Here is a 12,975-nt window from a genome sequence, read left to right as displayed (position 1 = left end):
AAGTCTCGCGAGCAAGGACGAGACAAGGCGGAAACCGGCGCCAAGCCGCTACGCGGCGCACCCCACCCGACGACAAGGAGAGCAGCATGCAATTGAACGGCAAAGTGGCATTGATCACCGGCGCGGCCAGCGGCATAGGCAAAGCCATTGCGGAAACCTACGCCCGCGCCGGCGCGGCGGTGGCCATCGCCGACATCAACCTGACGGCGGCGCAGGCCGCGGCGGAAGAAATCAAGGCCGCCGGCGGCAAGGCGGTGGGCGTGGCGATGGACGTGACCCATGAGGAATCCGTCAACGCCGGCACCCAGGCGGCGGTGGACGCGCTGGGCGGGCTGGACATCCTGATCTCCAACGCCGGCATCCAGATCGTCAACCCGCTGGTGGACTACTCGTTTTCCGACTGGAAGAAGATGCAGGCCATCCACGTGGACGGCGCCTTTCTCACCACCAAGGCCGCGCTGCGCCATATGTATCAGGACAAGCGCGGCGGCACCGTGATCTATATGGGATCGGTGCACTCCCACGAGGCGTCCAAGCTCAAATCCGCCTACGTCACCGCCAAACACGCGCTGCTGGGCCTGTGCCGGGTGCTGGCCAAGGAAGGCGCGGAATACAATGTGCGCGCCCACGTGATCTGCCCGGGCTTCGTGCGCACGCCGCTGGTGGAGAAGCAGATTCCGGAGCAGGCCAAAGAGCTGGGCATCAGCGAGGAAGAAGTGATCAAGCGCGTGATGCTGGGCAATACCGTGGACGGGGTGTTCACCACGGTGGAAGACGTGGCCCAGACCGCGCTGTTCCTGGCCGCCTTCCCCAGCGCCGCGCTCACCGGACAATCGGTGATTGTCAGCCACGGCTGGTATATGCAATGACGCCGCCGCACAACCCCGCCTGCCCGCAGAGCGGCGGCCTGTACCAGAGCCGCAGCCTGCCGCCCGGCCACCGCTACCAGGTGCTGGCGCTGGTGCTGCAGGGCGGCGGCGCGCTGGGCTCCTACCAGCCCGGCGTCTACCAGGGCCTGGCCGAGGCCGAGCTGCACCCCAACTGGGTGGCAGGCATTTCCATCGGCGCGCTCAACGCCGCCATCATCGCCGGCAACCCGCCGGAGCGGCGGGTGGAGCAGTTGCGCGCCTTCTGGGACACCATCTGCCGGCCGCCGTTTTTGCCGGCCAGCCCCTTCAGCCAACTGGACACCCACCATTGGCCGGCGGGGCTGAACGGACTGATGGCGAGCTGGGAGGCCTGGCGCGCGCTGACCGAGGGCCAGAACGGCTTCTTCCTGCCGCGCTCGCCCTGGCCAAGCGGCGCGCCCTCGCCCGCCAATTGCAGCCTTTACGACACCTCGCCGCTGAAGGGCACGCTGGAACGTTTCGCCGATTTCGACCGCATCAACGACAGCGATCAGATGCGGGTGTCGGTGGGCGCGGTCAATCTGCGCAGCGGCAACTTCGTCTACTTCGACAATACCCGCCAAAAACTGCGCGCCGAGCATTTCATGGCTTCCGGCGCGCTGCCGCCGGGCTTTCCGGCGGTGGAGATAGACGGCGAGTACTACTGGGACGGCGGCCTGGTGTCCAATACGCCGCTGAAGCAGATACTGAGCACCGAGCCGCGCAAAAACTCGCTGGTGTTCCAGGTGGACCTGTGGAGCGCCAAGGGCGAACCGCCCACGGACATGAAGGCGATCGCGATGCGGCAGAAGGACATCCAGTACTCCAGCCGCACCCGGCAGATCACCGACACGATGAAACGGGAACAGAACTATCGCGGCTTGCTGCGGCAACTGATGGAACTGGTGCCGGAGGCGCAACGCGAACACCCGGCCTACCGCCACGCCCACGAGCTGGCCTGCGGCCGGCTGTTGAAGGTGATACACCTGATCTACCAGGACAAGGAGTACGAAGACCACCACAAGGATTATCAATTCGGCGCCCAGACCATGCGCGCGCACTGGGCCAGCGGCTATCAGGACATCCGCCGCACACTACGCCATCCGGACTGGCTGGAGATGCCGTCGCCGGACCGGCCCTTCGTCACCCACGACGTGCATCGCTGAAACGGCGGTCCAGGCGCGGGCGCGCGCTCAGCCTTTCAAGCCGAGGCCGCCCGCCGTCCCAGCGCCAGCCAGTCCTGCACCGCCGGCCGCCGCCATTGGCGCTCGGCGTAGGCGGCCAAACGCGGCGGCAGCGCATCGTCGTATTGCAGCCGTTTCAGCATTAGCGCGAGATCGGTATCGGCCAGACACCAGGCGCCGAACAGCTCGCCGCCGTCGGCCGGCAGCAATTGCTCCGCGGCCGCGATCAGCTTGCCGGCCGCCTGGCGCGCTTCCGGCGCCAGCGTGCCCGCCGCCGGACGCAGAAACACCACCTCGGTGTTGCGGTCTTCCCGCAGCGCCATCAGATCGCTGCGCAGCCAGGCTTGCAGCTGGCGCGCGCGAGCGCGCTGGCGCAAGTCCTGCGGGTATAGCCGCGCGCGTTCGGGATAAGCGTCTTCCAGATATTCGGCAATGGCCGAGGATTCGCTGAGACGGAACTCGCCGTCTTCCAGCATGGGCACGCGGGCGGTCAGCGACTGACGCCGATAGTCGGCCGCCAGATTGGCCTGCGCCTCCAGGCTGACGGTCGATAGTTCGAAAGTCAGCCCCTTTTCTTTCAGGGCGACAAAGGCGGACAGCGCGTAAGGGCTGAGAAAACGGGAATCGACATGCAGCAGCATCGGAGCCTCCGGGACGGGGACAATGGACTCCCGATGCTAGCGACATGAGGCGCCGGACGCCAGCGCCAAAACGCGAACACTGCGTTCCGCCGCGCCGTCCGTCTTGTGACGCGGTTCACAAGCGCCTTGGCCGGAAGGGGCGTGAACCCTCGCTCTCAGCCGAACAGTCCGGTGGACAGGTAACGGTCGCCGCGGTCGCAGATGATGGAGACGATGACCGCGTTCTCCAGCTGACGCGACAGGCGCAGCGCCACCGCCAAGGCGCCGCCGGACGAAGGCCCGGCCAGGATGCCCTCCTCGCGCGCCAGTTGCCGCGCCATATCCTCGGCCTCCTGCTGGCCGACGTGCTGCAAATCGTCCAGTTGCGAGAAGTCGCAAATCTTGGGCACGTAAGGGTCTTCCCATTTACGGATGCCGGCGATCTGGCTGCCCGGCTCCGGATGCACGCCCACGATCTGGATCGCCGGATTTTGCTGCTTCAGATAGCGGCTGGTGCCCATGACGGTGCCGGTGGTGCCCATGCTGGACACGAAGTGGGTGACGCCGCCCCGGGTGTCATGCCAGATTTCCGGCCCGGTGCTTTCATAGTGGGCCAGCGGATTGTCCGGATTGGAGAATTGATCGAGGATGCGGCCCTGGCCGGCGGCTTCCATCTTGCGAGCCAGGTCGATGGAACCCGGCATGGAGGCTTCCTTGGGGGTCAGGACCACTTCCGCGCCGTAGGCGCGCATCGCCTGCACCCGCTCGGCGCTGGAGTTCTCCGGCATGATGAGGATCATCTTATAGCCCATCATCGCCGCCGCCATCGCCAACGCGATGCCGGTGTTGCCGCTGGTGGGTTCGATCAGCGTATCGCCCGGCTGAATCTCGCCGCGCTCTTCCGCGCGACGGATCATGGACAGCGCCGGCCGGTCTTTGACCGAGCCCGCCGGGTTATTGCCTTCCAGCTTGACCAGCACGATGTTGCTGGTGACGCCGGGCAGGCGCTTGAGTCTGACCAAGGGGGTGTGGCCGACGAAATCTTCCAGATGCTTGTACACGACGCGTTCTCCAACGGGGAACGGCCATTATACCGATTGGCTATCAGCAAAGACGGAATCCTTATGTCTAAGCAAATAACCGTTGCTGCAACTATCAGCCCGCGGACGCTTCCGCCAGCATCGCCAGCAAGTCCTCAGGGAAATAGCGCGCGCCGGACGCGGCCAGTTCCTCCGGCGGCCACCAACGGCCCCGCCCCATCACCCGCCGCTCAAGCTCGGTCCAGCCGCCGTCGTCCAGCCTCGCGTGTTCGACGCGGATCAGGAAGAAATGCTCAAGCGCCCGCACCCGTTCTCCGTCCAACAGCGTCAACTCGAATGAGCGGCGGGCCACCGGCGAGCCGGGATCGGCGATAAGGTGACCGGTCTCTTCACGGCATTCGCGCCGGGCCGCGTCCGCCAGGCTTTCGCCGGCTTCGAGTTCGCCGCCCGGCGTGAACCAGTATTCGGCCCGGTCCACCGGCTGGTAGGGAAAGAGCAGCACCCTGCCCGCGGGGTCCAGCATCAGCAGCCGCGCCGCCTGCCGGACGCGCAGCGTCATTGCTTGATCAGCCAATCCACGTAGCGATCCACGCCCTGCTCGACGTCAAACAGCTCGGCGCCGTAACCGGCGCTGCGCAGTTTGCCGATGTCGGCCTGGGTGAAACTCTGATATTTGCCCTTGAGCGCGTCCGGGAAGTCCACGTATTCGACGATGCCCTGAGCCGCCATCTCGTCCAGGCTCAGCGCCGGCTGGCCGTCATGGCGGCGGCAGGCGTTGACAGTGGCCACAGCCACGTCGTTGAACGGCTGCGAGCGGCCGGACCCCAGGTTGAAGATGCCGCTCTTTTCCGGGTGGTCCAGGAAATACAGATTGATCTTGGCCACATCCTCCACCGACACGAAGTCGCGGCTTTGCATGCCGTTGCCCCAGCCGTCCCAGCCGCCGAACAGCTTGACCTTGCCGTGTTCGCGATACTGATTGAAGTGGTGGAAGGCCACCGAGGCCATCCGGCCCTTGTGCTGCTCGCGCGGGCCGTAGACGTTGAAATAGCGGAAGCCCACCGCCTGCGCGCTCAGGCCTTCCTTCATGCGTTGGCGCAGCACTTGGTCGAACAGGAATTTGGAATAGCCGTAGACATTGAGCGGGCCTTCGTACTGGCGCTCTTCCTTGAACACGGTGCCCTTGCCGTAGGTGGCGGCGCTGGAGGCGTAGAGGAACTGAATCTCCTCGTGCTGACAGTAGTCGAACAGGGCCAGCGTGTACTGATAGTTGTTATCCATCATGTACTTGCCGTCGTGGTTCATGGTGTCGGAACACGCGCCCTGGTGCAGGATGGCGGACAATTCGCCCTCGAACTCGCCTTCCAGCAGCAAGGCCAGGAAGTCGTGCTTGTCCATATAGTGGGCGATTTCGCAATCCACCAGATTGCGGAACTTGTCGCCGCTGGACAGATTGTCCACGGCGATGATGTCGGTGACGCCGCGCTCGTTCAGCGCCTTGACCAGGTTGGAACCGATAAAACCGGCGGCGCCGGTGACGACGATAGTCATGTTTTGCCTTTCCGCCGCCGGCCATCGCCGACGGCGCGAGAATATTGCTGCGCGTTTAAAAACCGGCGCCGGGCTCGGCCAGATAGGCCTTCTCGTCCGGCGTGTCCGTCCGGCCCAGCGCGGCGTTGCGATGCGGGAAGCGTCCGAAGCGGACGATCACGTCCCGGTGGCGGTGCGCGTAATCGATAAAACTCGCCATGGCCGCGTCCTCGGCCATGGTTTCAAACAAGCGCACGGCTTCGTCCTGATCCGCCAGCGACTCGCTGTGCTCGAACGGCAGATAGACGAAGGTGCGGGCGATATGCGGCAGTTGCCGGTCCAGGCCGCGCGCCACCATCTCGCGCGCCAGCGCCAGCGCCTGGCCGTCGGTGGCGAAGGCCTCGGCCGAGCCGCGGAACAGATTGCGCGGGAATTGATCGGTCAGAATCAGCCAGGCCAGACCGCGGCGAGCGTCGCCGGCCTCCGCCGGCAGTTCCCCGGCGCGCGCCTGTCGCCACGCGTCCAGGAAGCGTTCGCGGATAATGCCGTCGAACACTTCATCCTTCTTGAACCAGGCGCTGCGCGGCACCGACAGGAAACTGTCGTCGCCGCCGCCAAACCAGAACGCCAAGATGGCATCGGTATAGTGCTGCATGGGTTCTCCTTCAGGATCCAGCCTGACTGGACGGGATCACACGGCGAAAAGTTCGCGCTGGCTGCACACCGCGGTGCCCAGCTTGCCCACCACCACGCCGGCGGCGGCGTTGGCGAGACTCATCGCCACCGGCAGCGGCTGGCCGGCGGCCAGCCCCAGGCCCAGCGTGCCGATCACGGTGTCGCCGGCGCCGGACACGTCGTAGACTTCGCGCGCGAAGGTGGGCTGATGCACCACGCCCTCGTTGCGGAACAAGGTCATGCCCTCCTCGCTGCGCGTCACCAGCAAGGCGTCCAGCGCCAAGTCCGCGCGCAAGGCCTGCGCCTTGGCGGTCAGCTCGCTCTCCGACGCCCAGCGGCCGGCCACCTGGCGGAACTCGCTGCGATTGGGCGTCAACAGCGTGGCGCCGGCGTATTTGCTGTAGTCGTCGCCCTTGGGATCGATCAACACCGGCTTGCCGGCCTGGCGCGCCAGTTCGATCATCTTGCTGACGTGGGTCAGCCCGCCCTTGCCGTAATCGGACAGGATCACCACGTCGTGCTCGGCCAGGATCTGCTGATACTCTTCCAGCTTGCCGGCCAGGATCTCATGGCTGGGCGCGTCCTCGAAGTCGAGGCGGATCAGCTGTTGCTGCCGCGCCACCACGCGCAACTTGATGGTGGTGGCGATGCTGGGGTCGCGCTTCAGCGAGGTGGCGATGCCGTCCGCGGCCAGCAGGCGCTCCAGCGCCGAGGCGGCTTCGTCGTCGCCCACCACCGACAGCAAGGTGGCCTTGCCGCCCAGGCCGGCGATATTGCGCGCCACGTTGGCGGCGCCGCCGGCGCGCTCTTCAATGCGCTCGATCTTGGCCACCGGCACCGGCGCTTCCGGCGAAATGCGGGTGGCGTCACCGAACCAATAACGGTCCAGCATCACATCGCCCACCACCAGGACTTTCGCTTGCGCCAGTTCGGCGGCCAGTTTGGAGCTGTCCAGCCCCAGGTCTTGCATCAGGCTCATGATTATCCTCAGCGGCCGATCGCGAAGTAATCGAAGCCCTGCTCGCGCATCCAGGCCGGATCGTACATATTGCGGCCGTCGAACACCAAGGGCTGCTTCAGCGCTTGCTTGACCGCGTTCAAGTCCGGCGCGCGGAACATCTTCCATTCGGTGACGATCAGCAAGGCGTCGGCCTGCCGCAACGCCGCCATCATATCGTCGGCGAAGCTCAGGCCGGCGATGTCGCCCATCACCCGTTGCGCTTCATGGATGGCCACCGGATCGAAGGCCACCACTTCCGCTCCGCGGCGGCTCAGTTCTTCCGCGATCACGCGGCTGGGCGCTTCGCGCATATCGTCGGTGTTGGGCTTGAAGGCCAGGCCCCACATCGCGAAGCGGCGGCCGGACAGATCTTGGCCGAAACGCGCCAGCACCTTGTCCACCAGGCGCAGCTTTTGCAGATCGTTGGCCTCTTCCACCGCGCTCAACACGCGCAGGTCATGGCCGTTTTCCTTGGCGGTCTGCACCAGGGCCTTGACGTCCTTGGGGAAGCAGGAGCCGCCATAGCCCACGCCCGGATACAGGAAGTGATAGCCGATGCGCGGATCCGAGCCCATGCCCAACCGCACTTGCTCGATGTCGGCGCCCAGGCTCTCGGCCAGATTGGCCAATTCGTTCATGAAGGAGATGCGCGTCGCCAGCATGGCGTTGGCCGCGTACTTGGTCAGTTCGGCGGAGCGCACATCCATCAGCAGCACGCGCTCGTGATTACGCTGGAACGGCGCGTACAGCCGGCGCATCATCGCGGCCGCGCGCTCGTCGTCTACGCCGATCACCACGCGGTCCGGACGCATGAAGTCGTCAATGGCCGCGCCTTCCTTCAGGAACTCCGGGTTGGACACCACGCTGAATTCCAACGCCTCGCCGCGCTCGGTCAGGGTTTCCGCCACCGCCGCCTTGACCAGGTCGGCGGTGCCCACCGGCACCGTGGACTTGTCGACGATGACCTTGTAGTCCGTCATGTGGCGGCCGATATTGCGCGCGGCGGCCAGCACGTATTGCAGGTCGGCGGAGCCGTCCTCGTCCGGCGGGGTGCCGACGGCGATGAACTGCACGTCGCCGAAGGCCACAGACTCGGCGATGTCGGTGGTGAAGCTGAGCCGGCCGGCGGCGACGTTGCGCCGCACCATGTCTTCCAGACCGGGTTCGAAAATCGGAATGCCGCCCTGTTTCAGGATGGCGATCTTATTGGGATCCACATCCAGGCAGCACACGTGATAGCCGGTTTCCGCCAGACACGTGCCGGTCACCAGACCGACATACCCCGTACCGATAACTGTGATTTTCATATTTTATTGAGCCTGATAGTGCTGAATGTCTTGATTGATCGCGCGCAACACGGCCAGCGGGTCGGCGGCGCGGGTGATGGGCCGGCCTATCACCAGATAATCGGAGCCTGCGGCCAGCGCGGTCGTCGGCGTCATCACCCGGCGCTGATCGTCGGCTACGCTGTCCGCCAGGCGGATGCCCGGCGTCACCAGTTTGAATTCGCGGCCCAGCGCGGCTTTCAGTTCGCCGGCTTCCTGGGCCGAACACACCACGCCGTCCAGCCCGCAGTCGCGGGTCAGCGCGGCCAGCCGCAGCACATGCTCTTGCGGCGAAGCGGCGATGCCGATTTCGGCCAGATCCGCCGCTTCCATACTGGTCAGCACCGTCACCGCGATCAAGAGCGGACGCTGGCTGTACGGCGCCAGCGCCTCGCGCGCGGCCTCCATCATCCGGCGGCCGCCGGAGGCGTGCACATTGACCATCCAGACGCCGGCTTCCGCCGCCGCCTTGCAAGCATGGGCCACGGTATTGGGAATATCGTGGAACTTCAAATCCAGAAACACCTGAAACCCTCTGGCCACCAGACTCTCCACCAGGCTGCGGCCGGAGGAGGTGAACAGCTCCTTGCCCACCTTGAGGCGACACTCGCTCGGGTCCAGGCGGCTGGCGAAGCGCAAGGCGCTGTCCGCGTCGGCAAAGTCCAGGGCCACGACGACGGGCGAAGTCGGCTGCGCCGCGTCGGCTGCGATCAAAGGATTCATGCTTGCTCCATTCTTGCCGCCGACGCTCGCCGACGGCCGGTATTCAAATCAGCGCAGCCGCTCTCTGGCGGCTGCACAACTATCCCTACGCCCAAGCCGCTGACAACACCTCGCGGAGAAGCAGAGGCAAGGCGCGCAGACGTAAGCAGTACATCTAGGCGTTTTGTTCAGCGGCGCTGCTGCTTACTGCGATTCCGTCCGGTTGGCGGTAAAGCCCTCCCACTCGCCGCAGGCCGGGCAATGCCAGAAGAAGGCGCGCGAGCGGAAGTTGCAGCATTTGCAACGGTGCACGCTCAGGCGCTGCGCGTGCTTGAGCACCAAGGCGCGCGCCACTTCCGCGTCCATCCGCCCTTCCGGGCTCAATTCGTCCATCTGCGCCTCGATCAAGCGGTAGACGCCGGACAGGCTGGGACGGGCGTGCACGCCCTCGCGCGCCACTTCCAGCGCTTTTTCCTCGCCCTCGTAAGTGGCGATCTTCTGGTACAGCAGATCGGTCAGTTCCAGCTGCGGGAAAGTCTTCTGATAGCCGCGCAGCAAGGCGATGCCTTCCAGCGGCTTGTCCAGCCGCTCATAGGCGTCGAACAGCCGCTCGGCGGCCATCGACAAGTATTCGTAATTCTGCTTTTCAATGTTCTGCCAGGCCGCGATCGCCGCCTCCACATGACCGCCGGCGAACTCGATGTCTCCGAGGATCAGGCTGGCGCGCACGCACTTGCGGTTGGCCGTGAACGCTTCTTCCACATAGTGGCGCGCTTGTTCGCTATTGGATTTGTACAACTCGCCCTGGGCCAGTTCGCAATAGAACTGCGCCACCTCGTGCTGGAAGGAATGCGCGTCGCTGCGCAGCTCCTTGGCGGTGGCGATGGCCTTGTGCCAATCGCGGTCCTGCTGGTAGATGTCCAGCAGCTGACGCCGCGCGGCCAGGCCCATATTGCCATCCTGCAGCTTGATCAGAATCTCTTCCGCCCGGTCCACCAGACCCGCTTTACGGAAATCCTGGGCCAGTTCGAAGCGCACCGCGTCGCGGTGCTCGGCCGGCAGATCCGGCGCGTCCAGCATGCGCTGATGCAGCCGGATGGCGCGGTCGTTCTCCCCGCGCTTGCGGTAGAGTTTGCCCAAGGTGTGCTGCAACTCCAGCGCCGACCCTTGCTGGCGCGCCACTTCGGCCAGGGCCGAGGCGGCGATATCGGTCTTGTCCTCCACCAGCGCGTCCAGGCCGCGGAAAAATCCGGTCGGCACCGCCTTCGCCTGTTTCAGCACCGTGCGCATGTCCACGCGCGCGGCAAACCAACCCAGGCCGAAAAAGGCCGGAAACAATAGCAACCACCACAAATCCAGTTCCAACAGCAATCCTTTCCGGACAAACAACAACAGCCGCTCCCGGGCGGCATCATCAAGAACGACGGATTCCATCGCGGCGGCGCCTAGGCGCGGCGCCGGCTCACTCCGCCGCTCGCGCTAGCTCAATCGGCGATCGCGTCGCTGGGGTCGCTGATCACCTTGCTGGCGGGGGGACGGTTGCGCAATTCTTTTTTCAATTGGGACAGCTCTTTCCGGCTGCGCAGATAATAGCCGAGCGTGGCGAGCAGACCGACCAGCGCGCCAACCACGAAAAACAGCAGCAGAAACACAATCAGCGGCGCGGACCAGGACTGGCCGAAGAACAATTTGAATTCAACCGCATGGCTGTTTTGCACGGTGACCGCGATCAGGAATACCAACAGGGCCAATTCAACGATACGAAGCAGGTAACGCATGATCTCGCTCGATTTGTTTGCCGGAGTGCAAGTTTAAACGATAGCCCGGCGCAACCCAAGCTGGAATTTCAGCCGCGCAAAGAAAAAGCGCCGCAAAAAGCGGCGCTTCGGATTCGCTAGACAGGGCTTGAACGCCTAGGCTTCGCTCTGCTCCAACAGGGACAGATCGACGCGTTCGCGCAATTCTTTACCCGCCTTGAAATGCGGCACATATTTCTCAGGAACCGAGACGCTGGTGCCCGACTTGGGGTTGCGGCCAATCCGCGGCGGACGGTAGTTCAAATCGAAACTGCCGAAACCGCGGATTTCAATCCGGTTTCCCTGCGCCAGGTTATTGGCCATCGCATCCAAAATGGTTTTGACGGCCAACTCAGCGTCTTTGTAGACCAACTGAGAATTGCGCTCGGCGAGTCGTTCCGACAGCCTAGCGATCAGCTCAGATTTGGTCATGTCTCAATTACTCGTTAGAGCCGGACAGTTTTGCCTTCAGCAGGGCACCCAGATTGGTGGTGCCAGCGGAAGCGCTGTCAACGGACAGGCTCTTCAGAGCAACGTTGTCTTCCTGAGCGTCTTTAGCCTTGATGGACAGGCTGATGTTGCGGGACTTGCGGTCCACGGCAATGATCACGGCTTCCACTTCTTCGCCGTCCTTCAGAACGGAGCGAGCGTCTTCCACGCGGTCGCGGGACAGTTCGGAAGCGCGCAGGTAGCCTTCAACATCGGTGTCCAGAGTCACGACGGCGCCTTTGGCGTCAACGGACTTCACGGTGCCCTTAACCAGAGCGCCCTTGTCGTTCATCGCAACGAAGTTGTTGAACGGATCGCCTTCCATCTGCTTGATGCCCAGGGAAATGCGCTCTTTCTCTACGTCGATGGACAGAACAACGGCTTCAACCTCGTCGCCCTTCTTGAACTTGCGCACGGCTTCTTCGCCAGCTTCGTTCCAGGACAGGTCGGACAGGTGAACCAGGCCATCGATGCCGCCCGGCAGACCAACGAACACGCCGAAGTCGGTGATGGACTTGATCGCGCCCTTCAGCTTGTCGCCTTTGTGGAAGTTGTCGGCAAACTCGTTCCACGGGTTGGCCAGGCACTGCTTCATGCCCAGGGAGATGCGACGACGGTCTTCGTCGATTTCCAGGATCATGACTTCCACTTCGTCGCCAACCTGAACAACCTTGGACGGGTGTACGTTCTTGTTGGTCCAGTCCATTTCGGACACGTGCACCAGGCCTTCGATGCCCTGTTCGATTTCCACGAACGCACCGTAGTCGGTCAGGTTGGTCACCTTGCCGAACAGACGGGTGCCGGACGGGTAGCGGCGGGACAGGCCCACCCACGGATCTTCGCCCAGTTGCTTCAGACCCAGGGATACGCGGTTCTTCTCTTGGTCGAACTTCAGTACCTTGGCTTCCACTTCGTCGCCCACGGCCAGAACTTCGGACGGGTGCTTCACGCGGCGCCATGCCAGGTCGGTGATGTGCAGCAGGCCATCGATGCCGCCCAGGTCAACGAACGCACCGTAGTCGGTGATGTTCTTGACGATACCCTTGATGATGGCGCCCTCTTTCAGGGTTTCCAGCAGAGCTTTGCGCTCTTCGCCCAGGGTTTCTTCCAGCACGGAACGACGGGACACAACAACGTTGTTGCGCTTGCGATCCAGCTTGATGACCTTGAATTCGATCTGTTTGTTTTCGTACGGGGTGGTGTCTTTCACCGGACGCACGTCAACCAGGGAACCCGGCAGGAAGGCGCGGATGCCGTTGACCATAACGGTCAGGCCGCCTTTGACTTTGCCGCTGATCAGACCGGACAGGATCTTGCCGGTTTCCAGAGCCTCTTCCAGCTCCACCCAAGCGGCCAGGCGCTTGGCTTTTTCGCGGGACAGCTTGGTTTCGCCAAAGCCGTTTTCCAGCGCGTCGATGGCGACGGTAACGAAGTCGCCGATGGCCACTTCGACCACGCCTTGGTCGTTCTTGAATTCTTCAGCCGGAATCAGGGACTCGGACTTGAGGCCTGCGTTCACGGTTACAAAGTTGGAATCAACTGCCACCACTTCGGCAGTGATCACCTCGCCCACGCGCATGTCGTGAAGGGTCAGGCTTTCCTCAAACAGCTGAGCGAAGTTTTCCATGGAGAGGGTAGTCATCAAGCGTACTCTCGGTGCGCGCCTTGCGGCGTGCGGGGTTAGGGTTGCACAACGGGTTTATTGCCTTGCAGCATTTTCACCCGAC

14 protein-coding genes are annotated in these 12,975 nt (G+C 63.8%); 2 read left to right on the top strand and 12 right to left on the bottom strand.

What is annotated here, in order from left to right:
• Positions 1–86: 86 nt before the first annotated feature.
• Positions 87–869, top strand: a complete 783-nt coding sequence (locus ACODSD_RS14445) for a 3-hydroxybutyrate dehydrogenase (RefSeq protein ID WP_227103993.1) — start codon at positions 87–89, stop codon at positions 867–869.
• Positions 866–2,053, top strand: a complete 1,188-nt coding sequence (locus ACODSD_RS14440) for a DUF3734 domain-containing protein (RefSeq protein ID WP_107799722.1) — start codon at positions 866–868, stop codon at positions 2,051–2,053. Before ACODSD_RS14445 ends, ACODSD_RS14440 begins: the two co-directional genes overlap by 4 nt.
• 35 nt (positions 2,054–2,088) lie before the next feature.
• Here ACODSD_RS14440 and yfcF read toward each other — a convergent pair whose 3' ends face one another.
• The 12 genes from yfcF to rpsA form a co-directional block, all read right to left on the bottom strand.
• On the bottom strand, positions 2,089–2,712 hold the full coding sequence (yfcF, locus tag ACODSD_RS14435) for a glutathione transferase (RefSeq protein WP_235087755.1): 624 nt from the start codon (positions 2,710–2,712) through the stop codon (positions 2,089–2,091).
• A gap of 155 nt (positions 2,713–2,867) precedes the next feature.
• Positions 2,868–3,752 carry a cysteine synthase CysM gene (cysM, locus tag ACODSD_RS14430; protein ID WP_107799724.1) on the bottom strand — a complete coding sequence of 295 codons (885 nt, stop codon included), beginning with the start codon at positions 3,750–3,752 and terminating at the stop codon, positions 2,868–2,870.
• Positions 3,753–3,846: 94 nt separating this feature from the next.
• Positions 3,847–4,290, bottom strand: coding sequence for an NUDIX hydrolase (locus ACODSD_RS14425; protein WP_488877672.1), 444 nt, complete (start codon positions 4,288–4,290; stop codon positions 3,847–3,849).
• Positions 4,287–5,282, bottom strand: a complete 996-nt coding sequence (rfaD, locus tag ACODSD_RS14420; RefSeq protein WP_107799726.1) for an ADP-glyceromanno-heptose 6-epimerase — start codon at positions 5,280–5,282, stop codon at positions 4,287–4,289. The genes ACODSD_RS14425 and rfaD overlap by 4 nt, the downstream gene beginning before the upstream one ends.
• A 55-nt stretch (positions 5,283–5,337) precedes the next feature.
• Complete coding sequence (locus tag ACODSD_RS14415; protein WP_486635470.1) at positions 5,338–5,916, bottom strand: DUF924 family protein; 579 nt, start codon at positions 5,914–5,916, stop codon at positions 5,338–5,340.
• A 36-nt stretch (positions 5,917–5,952) separates the two neighbouring features.
• On the bottom strand, positions 5,953–6,915 hold the full coding sequence (rfaE1, locus tag ACODSD_RS14410) for a D-glycero-beta-D-manno-heptose-7-phosphate kinase (protein ID WP_488877671.1): 963 nt from the start codon (positions 6,913–6,915) through the stop codon (positions 5,953–5,955).
• Between the two features lie 8 nt (positions 6,916–6,923).
• A complete protein-coding gene (locus ACODSD_RS14405) occupies positions 6,924–8,243 on the bottom strand; it encodes a UDP-glucose dehydrogenase family protein (protein WP_488877670.1) in 1,320 nt (439 codons plus the stop codon).
• A gap of 3 nt (positions 8,244–8,246) precedes the next feature.
• On the bottom strand, positions 8,247–8,984 hold the full coding sequence (gene pyrF, locus ACODSD_RS14400) for an orotidine-5'-phosphate decarboxylase (protein ID WP_107799730.1): 738 nt from the start codon (positions 8,982–8,984) through the stop codon (positions 8,247–8,249).
• A 183-nt stretch (positions 8,985–9,167) separates the two neighbouring features.
• The gene (gene lapB / locus ACODSD_RS14395) at positions 9,168–10,328 is read right to left on the bottom strand and encodes a lipopolysaccharide assembly protein LapB (protein ID WP_199225882.1); all 1,161 of its coding nucleotides are present in this window, start codon (positions 10,326–10,328) and stop codon (positions 9,168–9,170) included.
• A gap of 119 nt (positions 10,329–10,447) precedes the next feature.
• Positions 10,448–10,741, bottom strand: coding sequence for a LapA family protein (locus ACODSD_RS14390; RefSeq protein ID WP_019104285.1), 294 nt, complete (start codon positions 10,739–10,741; stop codon positions 10,448–10,450).
• Positions 10,742–10,876: 135 nt separating this feature from the next.
• On the bottom strand, positions 10,877–11,191 hold the full coding sequence (locus ACODSD_RS14385) for an integration host factor subunit beta (protein WP_019104286.1): 315 nt from the start codon (positions 11,189–11,191) through the stop codon (positions 10,877–10,879).
• A 7-nt stretch (positions 11,192–11,198) separates the two neighbouring features.
• On the bottom strand, positions 11,199–12,890 hold the full coding sequence (gene rpsA / locus ACODSD_RS14380; protein WP_085951937.1) for a 30S ribosomal protein S1: 1,692 nt from the start codon (positions 12,888–12,890) through the stop codon (positions 11,199–11,201).
• Positions 12,891–12,975: the final 85 nt, after the last annotated feature.

It is taken from the genome of Chromobacterium sp. FG22, assembly GCF_057809415.1.
This window is presented reverse-complemented; position numbering and strand designations above follow the sequence as displayed.

Bases quoted from the DNA above. Each gene is read 5' to 3' on its own strand.
- ACODSD_RS14425 (WP_488877672.1), bottom strand. From the start codon at position 4,290: ATGACGCTGCGCGTCCGGCAGGCGGCGCGGCTGCTGATGCTGGACCCC.
- rpsA (WP_085951937.1), bottom strand. From the start codon at position 12,890: ATGACTACCCTCTCCATGGAAAACTTCGCTCAGCTGTTTGAGGAAAGC.
- ACODSD_RS14390 (WP_019104285.1), bottom strand. From the start codon at position 10,741: ATGCGTTACCTGCTTCGTATCGTTGAATTGGCCCTGTTGGTATTCCTG.
- ACODSD_RS14440 (WP_107799722.1), top strand. From the start codon at position 866: ATGACGCCGCCGCACAACCCCGCCTGCCCGCAGAGCGGCGGCCTGTAC.
- ACODSD_RS14415 (WP_486635470.1), bottom strand. From the start codon at position 5,916: ATGCAGCACTATACCGATGCCATCTTGGCGTTCTGGTTTGGCGGCGGC.
- pyrF (WP_107799730.1), bottom strand. From the start codon at position 8,984: ATGAATCCTTTGATCGCAGCCGACGCGGCGCAGCCGACTTCGCCCGTC.
- ACODSD_RS14385 (WP_019104286.1), bottom strand. From the start codon at position 11,191: ATGACCAAATCTGAGCTGATCGCTAGGCTGTCGGAACGACTCGCCGAG.
- ACODSD_RS14445 (WP_227103993.1), top strand. From the start codon at position 87: ATGCAATTGAACGGCAAAGTGGCATTGATCACCGGCGCGGCCAGCGGC.
- rfaD (WP_107799726.1), bottom strand. From the start codon at position 5,282: ATGACTATCGTCGTCACCGGCGCCGCCGGTTTTATCGGTTCCAACCTG.
- ACODSD_RS14405 (WP_488877670.1), bottom strand. From the start codon at position 8,243: ATGAAAATCACAGTTATCGGTACGGGGTATGTCGGTCTGGTGACCGGC.
- rfaE1 (WP_488877671.1), bottom strand. From the start codon at position 6,915: ATGAGCCTGATGCAAGACCTGGGGCTGGACAGCTCCAAACTGGCCGCC.
- yfcF (WP_235087755.1), bottom strand. From the start codon at position 2,712: ATGCTGCTGCATGTCGATTCCCGTTTTCTCAGCCCTTACGCGCTGTCC.